This window comes from Streptococcus sp. ELY_137 (genome assembly GCF_058314515.1).
In genome coordinates, this window is sequence record NZ_JBZFUL010000009.1 from 22,622 (window position 1) to 39,688 (window position 17,067).

Genomic DNA, 17,067 nt, shown 5'->3' on the forward strand with positions numbered 1-17,067 from the left:
TTAATTCGTATCTATTTCTAGCTTAATGACAGCTTTTGTGAATGTTAACGGCTCCTCCATATGAAAAACAGCCTTATGCCCATCCCATGGAAAGCAAACATAAGCCATACCTGAACTTATTTTCATGTAGTGCTGCGTCTCACCACTATATTTAGCAACATCTTTTTCATCATTATAGGGAATGGCAACAGACAAATTTGATAAGTCTTCTAGAGCCGCATATTCAGCACCAGCTAATATAATTTGAACATCAATATATTTTTTATGAGATTCAAACTGTGCCTGCACTAAGGGCTTTGTACTCCCCTTTTGAAAGAAAACAACCCCACCATCAAAGGGATAACGAACACCAGTTTCCCAGCTATCTTTATAGGTCTCCATCGCTTCTAGAGCTGGGGTTAGGTGAGGCAAAACAGCAGCATATTTTTCCAAACGCTCCATACGATCGATAATCATGACAGCCTCCTTTTTCTATGAATTTTCTGCTAGACGGATAGCGTAATCAATTGCATTTTCTAGGCTGATCTCACTGGCACTCCAACTACCTGCTTGGTCAAAAGCCGTTCCATGATCTACAGAAGCACGAATAATAGGCAAACCAAGCGTGATATTTACCCCTTGAACAGCCCGCCAGTTGCCTTTTTCTTGATCGTAAACAAAACCAAGAAGTTTCAAAGGAATATGTCCTTGATCATGATACATGGCAACAACAATATCGTACATACCGCCATTAGCTTTGGAGAAAAGAGTATCGGCAGGTAGACTGCCTTCTACATTAATCCCTTCAGCTTTAGCTGCTTCGACAGCCGGATTAATCTGCTCTATTTCTTCACGACCAAAAAGTCCATTTTCTCCACAGTGAGGATTCAGTCCAGCTACTGCTACTCTAGGATTTTGTAGGCCGAGATTTCTACATGCCTGATCGGCAATTCGGATAACATCTAAGACGCGTTCTTTAGTCGCACGGTCACAAGCTTCGCGCAGCGACACATGTGTTGATACATGAACGACACGAAGGTTGCCATCTGCTAGCATCATGGTATACTTGTCCGTTCCTGTTAAATCGGCATAGATTTCGGTATGACCAGCATAATGATGTCCAGCTGCATTCATCGCTTCCTTATTGAGCGGATTGGTAACAGTTGCATCAATTTCTTTGGCCAAGGCTAACTCAATGACCTTTTTTACATATTGAAAAGCAGCATCTCCTCCAGCAGTCGAAACTTGCCCAATCTTAAATGTAGTTATATCAATAAGGCCTAAATCAATCATATCAAGGGTACCATACTCATATCGGCCATCTGCTGGATGCTTAATACTATTGATTGTCAAAGTCACTTCTGGATGTTTTTCTAGGTAATAGTCAACAAGCGAGCGATCCCCGATAAGCAAGGGATGACAGCGCTCATATAGTTCAGATTTGTTAAAAGCCTTAATAGAGATCTCAGGACCAATGCCTGCAGGATCTCCCATCGTAATACCAATGATTTTTTTCATCATATTTCTCCTATACATAAACTACTAAGTAAGCGCTCCAAGGAAATTTAAAAAACAGAATGACGATTCACTAAGGAAGCTATGGAGGGCTAAAAAAATTTAGGGAACCCGACCAAGGATTAAGCACCAAATTTCAGTAGCTTCTTCCTGACTGCTGAACCCCATAGGAGCGCAGGCGTGTTTAGTTATTAAGGGACACAGTCCATAAAAAGCGACAGCAACCATGATGTTCACTGTCTAGATAAGCCGCGTGAAATAAATTCAATTTCTTAGAATGTTCAGTTACCTCATCCCTTTTTCTTGATTATCAGCAAGGACCTGACGAAGGGCTAAAAGACCTGACTCCGACAGCTGATTGAAGGGGGCACGGCACTTCCCGACAGGGTAGCCTAGTTCTGCAACCGCGTATTTAACGATAGTATTGGGGTTGCCAAATTTAAAACAATTGCGGAAAGAACGGATAGAATCTTGATAGCGCCGGGCCTCTTCAAGATGACCTGCAACAAACTGCTCATAAATCTGTGCCATGGTATAAGGATAAACGTTTGAACAGCCAGCAATTCCTCCTCTACCTCCAGCCATCAGTGTCCAAAGAATTAGAGAATCATTGCCAGATAGGACAGCAAAATCATCACTGTCTCGAGTCTGTTCAATGTACTGCAGAATATTATCAAAATTACCACTAGAATCTTTAGCACCGACAATATTAGCAAGCTTGCTTAATTTACCTACCGTTGCAGGCGCAAGCGCATTGCCCGTACGAGCAGGAATGTTATAAAGAATGATTGGCAGATCAACACTTTCTGACACCGATTTGTAATGGGTATAAAGTTCATCCTGTGAGGCTGCAGCAAAAGACGGTGTAATAATTGACAGGGCATCAACCCCTATTTCTTGTGCCTTTTGGGATAGGCGAATAGTATCTCTGGTGCTAATCAACCCCGTTCCTGCGTATACAGGAACTCGGCCAGCCACTTGGTCAACCGCTACTTTCATCACTTCAATTTTTTCATCTTCTGATAAGATGTAGCCTTCACCGTTAGTTCCAAAAACGAAAATACCGTGAATTCCATTATCAATCAAGCGATCAATTTGAATACGAAGTTCTTCAAAATTGATACTTTCATCAGCATTCATCGGTGTCGTAATCGGTGAAATAACTCCTTTAATAGCAACCATATCTGGCCTCCTTTATTTTAAAAGTTATTAATGTATTATCAATAATTAAGATAGCCTGCTTTTTATAAAGCTTAGGTGAAATAGAGCCATTTAGCTATTCCTATAGAACTTGTTTATAAATATCACGAGCATCGTCGGCAGTGATTTCGCGAATGTTATTAACCAAAAGGCGAGTAACCTTCATACTAGCTTTTACAAGATCTTCCAAGTCACTCTCAGGAACACCAAAATCTTTAAGACTAGTTGGAATTTCAAGGACCTTAACAATACGCTCCAATTCTGACAAAATATAAGTTGATTTTTCTGTTACAGATAGACTGCGATCGCCATCGTGCACAATTCGATCATAGGCAGCAGCAAAATACTCTTTTACTTCTGGCTCATTAAAACGCATGACCGGTACCAGTAAAATCGCATTTGAGACTCCATGCGCAATATGGTATTTTCCTCCCAAAGGGTAAGAGAGCGCGTGGATACCTGTTGTCCCAGAAGACGTAATCGCTACACCAGCATAAAAAGCCCCTAAAAACAGCTTATTCTTAGCTTCCATCGCTTCCGGATCAGTACAAGCTTCTACGATATTGTTATAAATTAAATCCAGTGCTTCTAAGGCAAAGCTATCACTGATAGGATTAGCTTTTTTAGAGGTGAAACATTCAAGTGCATGGCAGAGAGCATCAACGGCCGAAGCAGAGGCTACCTGCTTAGGGAGATTCCTAATAAGGCGTCCATCTAAAATGACGTAATCAGGAATCATATCAGGATTAACAATTCCTACTTTAAGATTTTGCTCGGGTACACCAACAATACTGTTCGGGGTAGACTCAGATCCCGTCCCCGCTGTTGTCGGTATCAAAAGTGAGGTGACCTGTTTCGTCGCAAGCAAGGGATCCTCTAATAAATCCTTGACTGTGTAATCATCTGTTGCCAGTAAAGAAGCCAGTTTTGCTACGTCCATGACCGAACCGCCACCAACTGCTATAATGAAATCAGCTTGCTCCTGCTTAAAGCGATCAACTAATTCTTGTACTTGATGATAATTAGGTTCTGCCGGAATATCAACAATAAGACTGTAAGCAATCCCTTCCTTCTCCAAAACAGCTTTAGGAATATCTAACAATCCAGCATCAACAATACCCTTATCAGTAAAAACGACAACCTTCTTAATGTCGTCTGAGAGAATAGTTTCTATCTGCTCTAATGCATGCTCACCTCCATAAACATTTTTGGGCATTTTTAAACTATAATCCACTAACATTTTGCGCTTCCTCCTTATTTGAAATTAACCTATTAACAGCAACGAACAAGTCAGGTTTTCCAAACCCGCCCGATTTTGTGATAACCTGAATAGGATTTCCCTGCCAAATAATCTCGGCTAGTACGACTCCTGTATCAATCTCACAGATAGGCTTTATTTCCTCAACATGCAAAACTTGCATAGATTGATAAAGGGTGTCCCCACCAACAAACAAGAGGGTTTGTTTGACATCTTGGCTAAGCAGCTGTTTAGTCAGATTGCCCAGCGATCGGCCAATTCTAAAGCGAATGTCCTTTTGGGGAATCAGGTGTATTCGGCTGTAAATGGTAATATTGTGGCGGGATTCCTTATTTAAAGTTTCAAAAATAATTGGCTTGTCAGTATTTTTATCTTGCATAGTCAAATGTACCTTTAGAGCCTCTTGACCTGCCGGCTGTTTCCAGTAATCTTCTTCTAATAGTTCCTGTGGTGTTAACGGGACCCGATAAAATCCTTCTACTTCTGCATAATCTATCTGAGCCTTGCTAATAGGATTAACAGAGCCACAGATGATAGTCAAAGGATACTGGATAGGAGTTTTGGGATTGCTCCTTTTTTCAGGAAAAAGGGCAGACGCTAGAAATTTAGCAAAACCTGCGCAGCCGACCGTTATATTTAAAAGACCACTATCCTGCAGTAAATCAGCAATCCGCTGCAGTTCAGTATCACTTTCGCTGTCAAATAAAAGGAGAGAAGTCTGAATCTCATCAAGGTTATCATTCCTTACGAGTTGAGCCCTTAAGCCTGCTTCCTTGCTCAGTCGCTTGATAATATCACTTTCTGTCACAGGTTCGTAAGGGTCTGCTGCGAATATACTCTCGGCTACAGGCTGGCCATCAATGTATAGTTTGCCTTCTCTTACTGTTCGTCCAACTTCTGGAAAGGCTGGAATAAAGGGGATTTTCATTTGCGGAAAAGTATCAACCAAAGCCTTAATCTCACTACTGATATTACCTCGTAGAGCCGAATCAACTTTTTTATAAATAGCGAGGTTGTCACATCCTTTGGCCGCTGTAAGTAATTTTGTCAGAACTTGGTAAGAAGCATCAAATGATAGGTAACGACTTTCAGTATCAATAACTAATACCTCCAAGGACTCATCCAAGGCTGAATAATCAACCTTTTGAGCAGTTGTCACTAGGGTATTAATACCTTTATTTGAAAATTGAACTGCTGTATCTAAAGCACCAGTAAAATCATCAGCCAGAATCAATAACTGGAGCATCTGCTCACCTCCTCAATCTGGTCTTATTCTAACGCTCTTTGATATCTGATATAAGTGAATACTCACCCTTTAATGTTGTAATTTGAAACACCTTTAGGGTTTCAAAAGATTTTTTCAACAAAGTAAGATAAAATCGTTTATATATGAAACTAATCAAGGGAATTGAACTTAAACTAAAAAACTAGGAAAAAGAGATATAAGTGGTGGATCTTTAGATTTTTTAAGAAGGGAGGTTCATCCTAAAATATGAATACTTGCTAAACAAGTTTTATGAGCTGATTGCCATATTCCACCGAACTGCAGCAATGTCTTTATATCTCATAAAAAGGAGGATACTTATGGTTTTCAAACTATTGGGAATTGCACCTTATGAAGAATTACAAAATGCTATGATATCTGTAAGCGAACAATTTGATGAGGTCTCCATCGATGTTTTCATTGCGGATTTGGAAAAAGGGCAAGAGGTTGTTCAAGAGTTATCCTACAATGACTACGATGCCATCATCTCCCGTGGGGGAACGGCTGACTTGATTCACCAGACGGTATCTGTTCCGGTTATTGATGTTTCTATCTCCCTTTACGACATTTTGGGTGCTATCAAGTTAGCCTCAAACTATACCGACCATTTGGCCATCGTAGGATATTCCAGCATTACCGAAACAGCTCACCTGATTTGTAATCTCTTACAATACCACATCAAAATCATTACGATTACGCAAGCTTCCCAAGCAGAACAAGTCCTGCAACAGTTAAAGAAGGAAGGTTGCGAAATGGTACTCTGCGATGCCGTTACAAATAAAACAGCCATCGCTAAATCTCTTAACACCCTTTTAGTTACTTCTGGAACAGAGAGCATTAAGAAAGCCTTTCAGGAAGCTATTTCTACAGTGGAAGGGACTTACCACTTAAAAAGACAAAATCATTTATTAGAGACTTTTTTCAAAAACCAGACTATTCAAGCTTTGATTTTAAATAACAATTTGGAAGTAGAATTTTCAAATATTGATTTCGATCTGGCATCTTCTATCCGACATTTTTTAAGTGGGAAAACTGATTTGGTCGACGGCAAGCTCTTCTATCATACCTTTCAAAATAATGTTTACAGTCTAAGAACACGCTCAATTCCTATTAGGGGAGAAAGCATCATCTTCTGTGAAATAAAAAGAAGTACACCGCCAGTTTTCAAAAATAGTTTTGGTATTAGTTATCTTAATAAGGCCGATGTTGAACAGATTGTTTCTGAACAGCTACTGTCAACCTCTTTTATACAAGAGAAGTCCTACCAGCTGATTGACCAGCTGTCCTCCTATTATAAAAGTATGATGATTTTTGGTGAAAAAGGAACTATTAAAGATAGCCTAGCTTACACGGCCTTCCTCAACAGGCATAGCAGTAACCATAATTTAATTATTATCAATTCAAAATTATTAAACGATAAAACTTGGAAGTACTTAGTTAATTCTACCAACGGCCCTCTGGTAGAAAAAAATAATACGATTTTATTTAAAGATATCGAACAAATAGATTCTGCGAATTTAGAAAAATTACTCACTCTTATCGAATATACTAAGTTACTCCAGCGAAATAATCTTCTCTTTACCTATAACACTAAGAGTGCTGATGCTCAGGAGAAAATTTTTGACCGTATTATGACACAGCTGGACTGTAGCAGTATTTACTCCCCTTCTATAAAAGAAAGAAAACACGAACTTTCTGCTATTATCACTCAACTTCTTAATAAGATTAATATTGAATATCATCTGGACGTTATTGGTTTTGAACCTAGGGCAATGGAAGCATTATTAAATTATGACTGGCCTAGAAATTTTAAACAGTTGGAACAAGTTATAAAAAAGCTGATGATCAGTACAGAAGGTTATTATATTTCTGAACATCTGACTAATGATTTACTGAATCAAGAAAAGAGGCGAGTTCAAAGTATTGACGAAACAATTACTGGTTTGATAAATCCAACAGAAAACAAAACTCTTTTTGATTACAATAAAGAAATTATCCATTATTTTTTGGAAAAGAATAATAATAATCAGTCTAAGACAGCTTCGCAGCTGGGAATTAGCCGAACAACCCTTTGGAGATACCTCAAGACTGACTAATCGGTCAGTCACAACTGTAAGAGAGCCTGGGATAAAAGTCTAGATTCATTAGCATTGTTCTAGATTTACCAAATTGACGCAGTGTTGGATATCCTTATCTTGGGGCACAGCCCCATTTTCAGGCGTGGTCGTTAAACAGTCCACTAGTCTGTTTAACAACCACGCAAGTAATAGCTCCAACGGTTTTTGGAAAACTATTGGAGGTTATCTAATACCATGAACTTTGCTCATCTTATCTCTAACCTCCAAAGGTCCCCCGGACCTTATGTGATGAACACGGTTCATCTTATCTCCAACCTCCAAAGGTCCCCCGGACCTTTGGAGCTGTGCGGAGGTGGGTTATTAATTGAGAAATAAAGCTTGTAAAACAAGGGGCAAAATGCTCCAGTGGAGCTTGGCAGTCTGGGGATAGACTGCCAAAGCCTGCCACTTAAAAATAGGAGAGTGGCAGAGGCTTGAGTCTTAAAATAAGAGAGCGAGGAAAATCAAAATCGTGATTTTACCACGATTTACTGATTTCTGGCCCACTCTCATTATGGAAACATAACCATAGCACCGATGCATAGGGCAACAATTCGGACAAAATACATAGGAACGGAGAATTTCCAGAACTCCGGTAACTTATATTTACCCATTCCAAGAATCATGGCAGGCATACCATCAATTGGCATATACCCACCATTCCAACCAGATACAACAACCGCCGTTGCCGCAGCCGCAGGATTAATTCCTAGCTTAATGCTTGAAGCGATAGCAATTGGAGCAAAGATGTAGACAGATCCCATATTTGAGCCTGTAAAGGTTGCTGAGGTACTTGTCAACAGAGCAAAAATAAGGATAAACAAGAAAGGATTAATATTTTTTCCAACAGCATCAGCAACTACATCACCTATCATAGCTGTGAAGCCTGAGTTAGCCAGTGCATCCGCAACACCAATAACACCAGCTGTCATTAAAACGATTGGTCCGGCCATGTTATCACGCACTTCTTTAAAATCCAGTACATCAATAAATAAGAGAAAGGCACCTGCTAAACCAGGAATAATATAGGCAGCTTCGCCCAAATAATTTAACATCATCATGCCGACAACACTGATAATGAAGGCAATAATAGTGGCCCGCTCTTTCCACGTTGGCAGCTCTGTTTGCTGCTGCTCCTTACTCTCAACGGCATTTTCAGCAGTATCTGTTACAGAATGATCTGGTAGGAAACGATAACCAAACACAGACCATATTAAAAAGCCAATAGAGAGAAAGAAATTGGCAAGTGCGAATCGTCCCATTGATAAAGTTTCATTGTACCCCGCAGCTTGTAGAACACTTACTGTAACACCATATGTCAAGGCCACGTTAAATGGAAGCAAGGGATGATTTGTAGCAAATCCCAAAGGCATCATTAATTTAGAAGTTGGTAATTTCTTATTATAAGGAATTGTTGAAACTAGCGAAAGAATCAAAACATAATAACCAGTTGCTCCTGTTCCCATTAAACTAGCTCCTAGCATGACAACTATAAGTAGCAGGATATAGCTCTTGTAGCCACCCTTACTAACTAAGCTAAGAATTGTCGATTGGACACGTCCGATTAAATTGGTTTTCATTAAACCGGCCATCACAACCATGAAACCAGCAATCATGATGACAGTTGAGTTAATAAAACCAGCAAAAGCCTCCTGAACCGTAGATAAACCTGTTAAAACTAAAAGTAAACAGGCAAAAACTGGAGGAGCTCCAAAAGCGAATTTGTCAGACATGATCATGATGATCATCAAGGCTAAAATGCCCAGAGCAAGAATCATTTGTATTGTCATTTTTACACCCCCGATAATACGTTTTGTGTAAGCGTTTTACAAGTTCTATAGTAATACCTTTTTTAATTTTCGTTAAGCAGAGAAAAAGTTTAAATGTTTTCTTTTGAAACAAATTTAAATTATCTCGTCTGGCACAACCTACAGCTTGTTCCAAATTTTAACAAGCCTAGAGTTGGACTGTATTCTACAAAAAAGAGCTTATAGAAAATTAATGACTTAGCAAATAATTGAATACTGCTCTTGAATTTTAAAAATTAAGGTAACTAAAAAGGCCAAGATTATTCCTTAGCCTTTTATCTGTTTTCTGATAGAGTTTGCAGGTAACTTGATTCTAATTATTCCAAGCATCCTGTGTATCTACCTGTCCGACACCCTTGATACCAGTGGAAACAATACTATCATAGACTTCTTTAACATTAGACATAACAAGCTGATACTGACCGTTCGTATAAAGGGCCATAGCAACCCCATCTAGTTGCTTAAGCATGTCGGCATTAGCTTTATTAACTCTTTTTAAACGTAACCGTAAACGTGTTGTACAGTATCGTACATCTTTAATATTGTCTTTACCACCAACATTTTTTATAATATCGTCTGCTAGCTGGCTGTTATTCAAAATTATCAACTCCTTACTATTTTACTCTATTGTATCACCATTACTGAAATTTGAAAGCTCTTAATCCTTAAAATATTATTTCAGTGTAATAGTAATATCCTATTGCCGCCAAAAAATTTTTAAGTGATAGCTTGCAAGGATAGCCATAGTCTCTGGGGCAGGGGACTTTAGTAGGTAATTAATCTGAATAGTTTGCTGCTCTCTATCAACTATGAACTTACCAGTCTCTATTTGAAAATACTGCATTCCAACAGGGGTAGGAAAAACGGCGGTTGAGGGTAGAGAACGTGCAAAACGCATAACTGTCTTAGGAGCTGAAAAACGGGTCATGGTTAATTCATTATCATTAAATTTGATGACAACTTTTTCACCGTCACTATTGTGATAAATTAGGTAATCATAATTCCCTTTTTGTTTCCACTCACAGTTGTGGCTCTCGTTGATAATTTCTGTCTCCTCCTCCATGCTGATGGTGTTATGAATGTAGATTTGCATAGTTTTTCTCCTGTCTTTTGCTCTAATATTCTATCAATTTCAGCCTAATTTCGCAATTTTTGCTATACTAAAACTTATGAAAGAAAAAATTTTTCGTGATCCTGTTCACAATTATATATCTGTTACAGATCCTCTTGTTTACGATCTTATTAATACTAGTGAATTTCAACGTCTACGCCGTATTAAGCAGCTAGCTACAACCAGTTATACCTTTCACGGTGCTGAGCACAGCCGTTTCTCACATTGCTTGGGCGTTTATCATATCGCAAACCGCCTTGTGAGTTATTTTGAGCAGCGCTATCCTGAGGACTGGAACAAAGAAGACAGTCAGTTGACCATGGTTGCAGCCCTCCTCCATGATTTGGGGCACGGTGCCTATTCTCATACTTTTGAGCGCCTCTTTGGTACAGACCACGAGGCTATCACCCAAAATATTATCACCAATCCTGCTACTCAGGTCAATGCTGCCTTGCGCCGAATATCTCCCGATTTTCCTGATAAGGTTGCTAGCGTAATCAACCATACCTATCCTAATAAACAGGTGGAACAGCTCATTTCCAGCCAACTTGATTGCGATCGTATGGATTACCTGCTGCGCGATGCTTATTATACCGGAGCGAGCTACGGTCAATTCGACCTCACCCGCATTCTCAGCGTTATCCGTCCTTTTGGTAAAGGGATTGCCTTCACAATCAACGGGACACATGCCATTGAGGACTATTTAGTTAGCCGTTACCAAATGTATATGCAGGTCTACTTTCACCCTGCCAGTCGGGCAATGGAGGTCTTACTTCAAAATCTGCTGAAACGCGCTAAGGAACTCTATCCTCAGCAACGATCCTACTTCATTCAGACCTCTCCTTGCTTGATTCCTTTTTTTGAAAACAATTACAACTTGCAGGATTATCTGCACTTAGATGACGGTGTGATGAATACCTACTTTCAAACCTGGATACAGGCAGACGATGCTATTCTGGCCGACTTGGCCAATCGTTTTATTAACCGCCAGCTCTTTAAATCCTTGATTTTAACTGAAGATAGCCAAACAGACTTGCGAGATTTAAAAAAATTAGTAGCCGCTATAGGCTATGATCCAGAGTATTATACGGCAGAGCACAAAAATTTTGATCTTCCTTACGACATTTATCGACCTGAGAAAGAAAGCCCTCGAACACAGATTGAACTGCTGCAAAAGGATGACAACCTCAAGGAACTCAGCCAAGAATCAGCCCTTGTCAAGTCATTGACAGGGACTATTCACGGTGATTACCGCTTCTATTTTCCTGCTGAAATGCTGGAGACAGATGATCTCTTTCAAGAAGAAAAAAAACAATTTCTCAGCTATTCCAAAAATGATTATCTGCTGTAGAACACTCAGCCGAAGCACCCCTATAATGATGTTAGACCACTAGAAAATTCGTGCTAAGTGCTTACCTATAGAGTTCTGTTATCTATTTTCAAAACTTTTAGCGTCTCATGCTATTACTGCCTGTCATGACAAATGGCAGGATTTTTAGTAATATAGTAGAGGTGTTCTGCCTTTTTTAGAAAGGCTGTTATTTTATGCTCAAAGAGAATTACCGAGATCCTGTTAATTTTCAGAGAGTATTAGTTATACTTTTATAATTGATAATTAAGGAGATGCTATGGCAATTAAACTCGTGGCTGTTGATATTGATGGCACCTTGGTTAACAGCGAACGTCAGATTACTGCTGATGTCTTTGATGCTATCCAAGAGGCCAAGGCTGCTGGGGTCAAAGTGGTTATTACAACTGGCCGTCCTATCATCGGTGTCCAAAGTCTTTTAAACGAACTCCATTTAAATGAACCTGACAACTATGTCATTACCTTCAATGGCGGACTGGTTCAAGATACAGCAACCGGTCAGGATTTGCTTTCAGATAGTTTAGCCTATGAGGACTATCTGGATATTGAGGTCTTAGCGAATAAATTGGGGATCCACTCGCATGCTATCACTAAAGATGGTATCTATACCAGCAATCGTGATATTGGAAAATATACTGTCCATGAATCTACCTTGGTCAGCATGCCTATTTTCTACCGTACACCTGAAGAAGTCACTGATAAAGACTTCGTTAAAGCTATGTATATTGATGAACCTGAACTATTGGATGCTGCTATCGCCAAGATTCCTGAAGATTTTTATCAGCGTTTCACAATCGTGAAGTCCCGGCCTTTCTATCTGGAAATTCTCAATAAGACTGCCAGCAAGGGGGAAGCTGTTAAACACCTAGCGCAGCATCTGGGGTATAGTCTAGATGAGACCATGGCCATCGGTGATGAGGAAAATGACCGAGCTATGCTGGAAGTTGTCGGGCACCCCGTTGTGATGGCCAACGGCAATCCTGAATTGAAAAAAATTGCCAAACATATTACCAAATCAAATGATGAATCCGGCGTTGCTTACGCCCTTAGAAAGTGGGTCTTAAATTAATGTTTACCTATAAAGTTGGTATCTCAGCACAAGAACACGATGATTTTGCTAAAGCAAGCAATCAGACCAACCTACTCCAAAGCAGTGCTTGGGCACAGGTCAAGGATAATTGGAGCAATGAGCGCATTGGTTTTTACAAAGATGAGGTCCAAATTGCATCTGCTTCTATCCTGATTAAGCGCCTGCCTCTAGGTTTTACCATGCTCTATATTCCGCGCGGACCAATCATGGATTATACGGATCAAGACCTTGTTAATTTTGTTATCCAATCTTTGAAAAAGTATGGGAAATCAAAACGTGCCCTTTTTATTAAGTTTGATCCAGCCTTGCTGTTAAAAGCATATAAGATCGGGGAAGAGATTGAAGAAAACCCTGATACTCTGGCTATCTTAGATAAACTTCAAAAAGCTGGGGCACAGTGGACTGGACGAACAAGTGAAATCGCAGAGAGCATTCAGCCTCGTTTTCAAGCCAACGTTTACACTCAAGAAGATATGGCAGCAACCTTCCCCAAACATACTAAACGGTTAATGAAAGATGCCAATAATCGTGGGGTTGTAACAAGTCGCGGCAGTATTGATGATGTTCAAGCCTTTGCTGATGTTGTTGCACTGACAGAAAATCGCAAGGGAGTTGCCCTACGGAACTATGATTATTTTAAAAAGATGATGTCCATCTATGGTGATGATGCCTATCTGCACTTGGCTAAGGTTAATCTGTCCAAGCGTTTAGCTGAGTACAAAGAGCAGCTGGAGCAGATTGAAAAAGATTTATCAGAAACGGCTGACCATCAAAAGAAGCGACTGACCAAATTGACTCAGCAACAAAACTCAGTAAAAAAATATATTGCGGAATTTGAAGACTTTGTCAATAAATACGATGATGACCTTATTATCGCTGGAATTTTATCTGTTCGTTTCGGTAATGTTATGGAAATGCTCTACGCCGGAATGAACGACGAATTCAAGAAATTTTATCCACAGTACTCACTTTATCCTAAAGTTTTTGAAGATGCCTATACTGATGGTATCACCTGGGCCAATATGGGCGGTGTCGAAGGAACATTGGATGACGGTTTGACTAAATTCAAATCTAATTTTAATCCAACCATCGAAGAATTTATCGGTGAGTTTAATATCCCTGTCAGCCTTCTCTATAAACCGGCCATGTTTGCTTACAATAAACGGAAACAAGCAAGGAGCAACCACTAATGACGTTTGAAATTTTGAGTCAAGAAGTTTTTGAACAATTCAGCCAAGAAGTTTCCTACAAATCCTTCATGCAATCCGTTGAAATGGCAGACCTCTTTCGCAGACGCGGTTATAGTATCAGCTATGTAGGGATTAAAGCTGATGGGAAGCTGCAAGTGGCTGCCCTGCTTTTCACTATCCCTATGACTGGTGGCCTCCACATGGAAATTAATTCCGGCCCCTTTTCAACAGATACTAGGTATCTCAGTGATTTTTATCAAGCTTTGCAGGACTATGCTAAGAACCAGGGGGTTCTAGAGCTTATTGTGAAACCCTATGATACCTACCAAACTTTTGACAGTGATGGTAAGCCCAGTGATCAAGAGCGCCCTGAGCTGATTAAAACTTTAACCGATTTAGGCTTTCAGCACGATGGCCTTCAGACTGGCTATCCGGGCGGTGAACCTGACTGGCATTATGTCAAGGATATGACTGCTCTTACTGCAGATAATCTGCTAAAATCCTTCAGCAAGAAGGGACGTCCGCTAGTTAAAAAGTCTAAGACTTTTGGGACCAAATTGCGTAAGCTCCAGCGCGAGGAATTATCAATCTTCAAAGAGATTACGTCCACAACATCAGATCGTCGTGATTATACCGACAAACCCCTAGACTACTATCAGGATTTCTATGATAGCTGGGGGGACAAGGCTGAATTTATGGTGGCTAGTATCAACTTCCAAGACTACCTAGGACACTTGCAGGACGATCAAGATAAACTGGGACAAAAGATTTCTAAATTGCAAGCCGACTTAGAAAAAAATCCAAACTCAGAAAAAAAACAAAATCAGCTTCGGGAATTCTCCAGTCAGTATGAAACCTTTGAGGTTCGTAAAAGCGAAGCTAGACAGCTGATTGAACAATATGGCCAGGATGACGTCATCTTGGCAGGCAGCCTTTTTGTCTATACGAAACAAGAAGCTATCTATCTTTTTAGCGGTTCTTATACAGAATTTAACAAATTCTACGCACCTGCCCTCCTGCAGGAATATGTCATGTTAGAAGCCTTAAAACGTGGCATTCCAACCTACAATTTCTTAGGTATTCAGGGGATTTTCGATAATAGCGATGGTGTCTTGAAGTTTAAACAGAATTTCAACGGCTATATCGTCCGTAAAACGGGAACCTTTCGCTACTATCCAAATCCATTAAAATATAAAGTTCTAAATACTATTAAAAAAATTTTAGGACGATGATAATAAAGCGAAGCAACAAAAAAAGCGACTCTGGGTAGAGTTGCTTTTTATAGTGTTTTATTACAGACACCTATTTTACGAAGTCAAGAAGGGCAAGGAAACTATCGGTTTGCAGTGAAGCACCACCAACAAGGGCACCGTCAACATTTTCTTTAGCCATATATTCCGCAATATTTTCAGGTTTTACAGAACCACCGTACTGGATACGAACGGCTTGTGCCACTTCTGTACCGTAGAGTTTTTCAACTGTTGAACGAACAACACCACAGATTTCATCAGCAATGTTGGCATCAGCTGATTTACCAGTACCAATAGCCCAGATTGGCTCGTAAGCGATAACCAAGTTAGACACTTGCTCAGCACTCAAACCTTTAAGATCTGCAGTAATTTGTCCTTCAATCCATTCAGCCGTTTTTCCTGCTTCATAAGTTTCGAGAGACTCACCACAGCAAAGGATAGGAGTCATGTTGTGGTCGAAAATAGCATGAGCTTTTTTGTTGATTTCTTCGTCTGTTTCATGGAAGTAATCGCGGCGTTCTGAGTGACCAATGATAACATATTCAACACCGAGAGCTGCAAGCGCTGCTGGGCTTGTTTCACCAGTGAAAGCACCAAAGTCTTCCCAGTAGCAGTTTTGGGCAGCTACTTGCAATTCAGTATTTTTAACGCCTTTTTTCATGCCTTCAAGAAAGAGGGCAGGAGAGCCCACAACAGTATCAACGAGTTGGTTTGAAGGAATATTGTTTTTCACAGCATCAATAAATTCACGAGCTTCTGCAGCAGTCTTATTCATCTTCCAGTTTCCGGCGATAATTGGTTTACGTGACATTTCACATACCTCTTCTATTAAAATTATTTACCACTTCATTCTAACATAATTCCCAAGTCATTGAAAGATTTTGCCAGAATTTTCTCGAAAATCCAAGCGGTGATTGTAGGCTCAAATAAGCTGGGTTTCATCAATACCAAACTCTTTCATAAGTACTTGCATTTTATCGAAATTCAAACGGAAATGATCCAATTTATGGGCATCTGAGCCAAGGGAGTAGCGCTGACAGCCCAATGATTTGACTAGAGAGAGAGCATAGCGGTAAAGATGTTCATGATGATAGAGATACATAGATTTGCTGTTCAACTCAAAAGCTAGATGGTTATCTATCATTTTTTGAAAGATTCGAAGCAGCTGCTCTTGATACAGCTGAAGCTCTGCTACTGACATCTCAAATAAGCGAAAACCATAGTCAAAATGAGCCAATACATCGGCATCAATTCGACCGATAGCATATTCCAGTCTATCTAGGTATTCTTGGGTCACTTCATATTTATCTCTATCTGCTATCTCATCATCTAAATAATCATTGCGGCCATTGTGGTGAACTGAAAGCAGCTTTAAATCGTAGTTCTTATCAGACAAAAATTCTAAAATGTCTGCTTCACGCGGCTGGTAATAACCAATTTCAACGCCCCTTTTTATACGGTTGCCAAATTTTTTGTTCAAATCTGCAATTTCTTTTGTGTAAGCTTTATAATCTGGAATATCATCCTGCCTAGTATAGGGATTTGAGAGATCGTAGTGCTCAGTTGTTACAATCTCCCCCTTAAATTGACTCAGGTAATCTTCAAATCGGGCATCGGAATCGTAAGAAAAATAAGTATGTAAATGATTATCGCGCATAAACTGCTCCTTAATACTGAATAAGGGTAAACTTTCGTTGCTATTGTCACTTTTTAGTGCTAGGCAGGATCTTTTCTAGGTTGCTAGGCACCAAGGCAGACTCAATTTACAAGATAGCTAGAAAGACTAAGGTTTTGAAAGCCAGTACCGTTTATCTGCAGACAAAATGCCCCATCAAAAGCCAGTAGGCTAGCTCTATCTCTAATTCGGGTGAAGCTAATACCAGAAGATCAGTTATTCCTAAGCTTTTAATGCAATG

The 17,067-nt window shown here is 39.8% G+C and carries 15 protein-coding genes; 5 read left to right on the top strand and 10 right to left on the bottom strand.

The window, feature by feature from the left end; all coding sequences use genetic code 11:
- The 5 genes from AC4HAO_RS07475 to AC4HAO_RS07495 all read right to left on the bottom strand — a co-directional run bounded on the left by AC4HAO_RS07475 (position 1) and on the right by AC4HAO_RS07495 (position 5,198).
- A complete protein-coding gene (locus AC4HAO_RS07475; RefSeq protein ID WP_447452002.1) occupies positions 1 to 456 on the bottom strand; it encodes a NanQ anomerase/TabA/YiaL family protein in 456 nt (151 codons plus the stop codon).
- 15 nt (positions 457 to 471) lie between these two features.
- Positions 472 to 1,500: a 4-hydroxythreonine-4-phosphate dehydrogenase PdxA gene (pdxA, locus tag AC4HAO_RS07480; protein ID WP_491135005.1), complete on the bottom strand. Its 1,029-nt coding sequence runs from the start codon at positions 1,498 to 1,500 to the stop codon at positions 472 to 474.
- Positions 1,501 to 1,779: 279 nt separating this feature from the next.
- Positions 1,780 to 2,676, bottom strand: coding sequence for a 4-hydroxy-tetrahydrodipicolinate synthase (gene dapA, locus AC4HAO_RS07485; RefSeq protein ID WP_491135006.1), 897 nt, complete (start codon positions 2,674 to 2,676; stop codon positions 1,780 to 1,782).
- A 100-nt stretch (positions 2,677 to 2,776) separates the two neighbouring features.
- Positions 2,777 to 3,934 carry an iron-containing alcohol dehydrogenase gene (locus AC4HAO_RS07490; RefSeq protein ID WP_491135007.1) on the bottom strand — a complete coding sequence of 386 codons (1,158 nt, stop codon included), beginning with the start codon at positions 3,932 to 3,934 and terminating at the stop codon, positions 2,777 to 2,779.
- A complete protein-coding gene (locus tag AC4HAO_RS07495; protein ID WP_491093239.1) occupies positions 3,918 to 5,198 on the bottom strand; it encodes a four-carbon acid sugar kinase family protein in 1,281 nt (426 codons plus the stop codon). The genes AC4HAO_RS07490 and AC4HAO_RS07495 overlap by 17 nt, the downstream gene beginning before the upstream one ends.
- 338 nt (positions 5,199 to 5,536) lie before the next feature.
- Here AC4HAO_RS07495 and AC4HAO_RS07500 point away from each other — a divergent pair, with 338 nt between their 5' ends.
- The gene (locus AC4HAO_RS07500; RefSeq protein ID WP_491093238.1) at positions 5,537 to 7,312 is read left to right on the top strand and encodes a PrpR N-terminal domain-containing protein; all 1,776 of its coding nucleotides are present in this window, start codon (positions 5,537 to 5,539) and stop codon (positions 7,310 to 7,312) included.
- Positions 7,313 to 7,845: 533 nt separating this feature from the next.
- Here AC4HAO_RS07500 and AC4HAO_RS07505 read toward each other — a convergent pair.
- From AC4HAO_RS07505 to AC4HAO_RS07515, 3 genes are all read right to left on the bottom strand, one after another.
- Positions 7,846 to 9,123 carry an SLC13 family permease gene (locus AC4HAO_RS07505; RefSeq protein ID WP_491093237.1) on the bottom strand — a complete coding sequence of 426 codons (1,278 nt, stop codon included), beginning with the start codon at positions 9,121 to 9,123 and terminating at the stop codon, positions 7,846 to 7,848.
- A 331-nt stretch (positions 9,124 to 9,454) separates the two neighbouring features.
- Positions 9,455 to 9,739 carry a PTS transporter subunit EIIB gene (locus AC4HAO_RS07510; RefSeq protein ID WP_491135008.1) on the bottom strand — a complete coding sequence of 95 codons (285 nt, stop codon included), beginning with the start codon at positions 9,737 to 9,739 and terminating at the stop codon, positions 9,455 to 9,457.
- A 99-nt stretch (positions 9,740 to 9,838) separates the two neighbouring features.
- Positions 9,839 to 10,234, bottom strand: coding sequence for a YwiB family protein (locus AC4HAO_RS07515; RefSeq protein WP_491135009.1), 396 nt, complete (start codon positions 10,232 to 10,234; stop codon positions 9,839 to 9,841).
- A 76-nt stretch (positions 10,235 to 10,310) separates the two neighbouring features.
- Here AC4HAO_RS07515 and AC4HAO_RS07520 point away from each other — a divergent pair, with 76 nt between their 5' ends.
- The 4 genes from AC4HAO_RS07520 to AC4HAO_RS07535 all read left to right on the top strand — a co-directional run bounded on the left by AC4HAO_RS07520 (position 10,311) and on the right by AC4HAO_RS07535 (position 15,133).
- The gene (locus AC4HAO_RS07520; RefSeq protein WP_491135010.1) at positions 10,311 to 11,603 is read left to right on the top strand and encodes an HD domain-containing protein; all 1,293 of its coding nucleotides are present in this window, start codon (positions 10,311 to 10,313) and stop codon (positions 11,601 to 11,603) included.
- A gap of 277 nt (positions 11,604 to 11,880) precedes the next feature.
- Positions 11,881 to 12,690, top strand: a complete 810-nt coding sequence (yidA, locus tag AC4HAO_RS07525; protein WP_447451997.1) for a sugar-phosphatase — start codon at positions 11,881 to 11,883, stop codon at positions 12,688 to 12,690.
- Positions 12,690 to 13,901 carry an aminoacyltransferase gene (locus tag AC4HAO_RS07530; protein WP_447451996.1) on the top strand — a complete coding sequence of 404 codons (1,212 nt, stop codon included), beginning with the start codon at positions 12,690 to 12,692 and terminating at the stop codon, positions 13,899 to 13,901. The genes yidA and AC4HAO_RS07530 overlap by 1 nt, the downstream gene beginning before the upstream one ends.
- Positions 13,901 to 15,133: an aminoacyltransferase gene (locus AC4HAO_RS07535; RefSeq protein ID WP_491135011.1), complete on the top strand. Its 1,233-nt coding sequence runs from the start codon at positions 13,901 to 13,903 to the stop codon at positions 15,131 to 15,133. The genes AC4HAO_RS07530 and AC4HAO_RS07535 overlap by 1 nt, the downstream gene beginning before the upstream one ends.
- A 70-nt stretch (positions 15,134 to 15,203) precedes the next feature.
- On the opposite strand, the gene tpiA is transcribed toward AC4HAO_RS07535, so the two are convergent.
- Together tpiA and AC4HAO_RS07545 are read right to left on the bottom strand one after the other, a co-directional pair.
- Complete coding sequence (gene tpiA / locus AC4HAO_RS07540) at positions 15,204 to 15,962, bottom strand: triose-phosphate isomerase (protein WP_491135012.1); 759 nt, start codon at positions 15,960 to 15,962, stop codon at positions 15,204 to 15,206.
- A gap of 111 nt (positions 15,963 to 16,073) precedes the next feature.
- The gene (locus tag AC4HAO_RS07545) at positions 16,074 to 16,808 is read right to left on the bottom strand and encodes a PHP domain-containing protein (RefSeq protein ID WP_491135013.1); all 735 of its coding nucleotides are present in this window, start codon (positions 16,806 to 16,808) and stop codon (positions 16,074 to 16,076) included.
- Between the last annotated feature and the right edge of the window lie 259 nt (positions 16,809 to 17,067).

Coding starts and splice junctions, on each gene's coding strand:
- AC4HAO_RS07545 (WP_491135013.1), bottom strand. CDS start 16,808: ATGCGCGATAATCATTTACATACTTATTTTTCTTACGATTCCGATGCC.
- tpiA (WP_491135012.1), bottom strand. CDS start 15,962: ATGTCACGTAAACCAATTATCGCCGGAAACTGGAAGATGAATAAGACT.
- AC4HAO_RS07505 (WP_491093237.1), bottom strand. CDS start 9,123: ATGACAATACAAATGATTCTTGCTCTGGGCATTTTAGCCTTGATGATC.
- pdxA (WP_491135005.1), bottom strand. CDS start 1,500: ATGATGAAAAAAATCATTGGTATTACGATGGGAGATCCTGCAGGCATT.
- AC4HAO_RS07530 (WP_447451996.1), top strand. CDS start 12,690: ATGTTTACCTATAAAGTTGGTATCTCAGCACAAGAACACGATGATTTT.
- AC4HAO_RS07520 (WP_491135010.1), top strand. CDS start 10,311: ATGAAAGAAAAAATTTTTCGTGATCCTGTTCACAATTATATATCTGTT.
- yidA (WP_447451997.1), top strand. CDS start 11,881: ATGGCAATTAAACTCGTGGCTGTTGATATTGATGGCACCTTGGTTAAC.
- dapA (WP_491135006.1), bottom strand. CDS start 2,676: ATGGTTGCTATTAAAGGAGTTATTTCACCGATTACGACACCGATGAAT.
- AC4HAO_RS07535 (WP_491135011.1), top strand. CDS start 13,901: ATGACGTTTGAAATTTTGAGTCAAGAAGTTTTTGAACAATTCAGCCAA.
- AC4HAO_RS07490 (WP_491135007.1), bottom strand. CDS start 3,934: ATGTTAGTGGATTATAGTTTAAAAATGCCCAAAAATGTTTATGGAGGT.
- AC4HAO_RS07500 (WP_491093238.1), top strand. CDS start 5,537: ATGGTTTTCAAACTATTGGGAATTGCACCTTATGAAGAATTACAAAAT.
- AC4HAO_RS07515 (WP_491135009.1), bottom strand. CDS start 10,234: ATGCAAATCTACATTCATAACACCATCAGCATGGAGGAGGAGACAGAA.
- AC4HAO_RS07495 (WP_491093239.1), bottom strand. CDS start 5,198: ATGCTCCAGTTATTGATTCTGGCTGATGATTTTACTGGTGCTTTAGAT.
- AC4HAO_RS07475 (WP_447452002.1), bottom strand. CDS start 456: ATGATTATCGATCGTATGGAGCGTTTGGAAAAATATGCTGCTGTTTTG.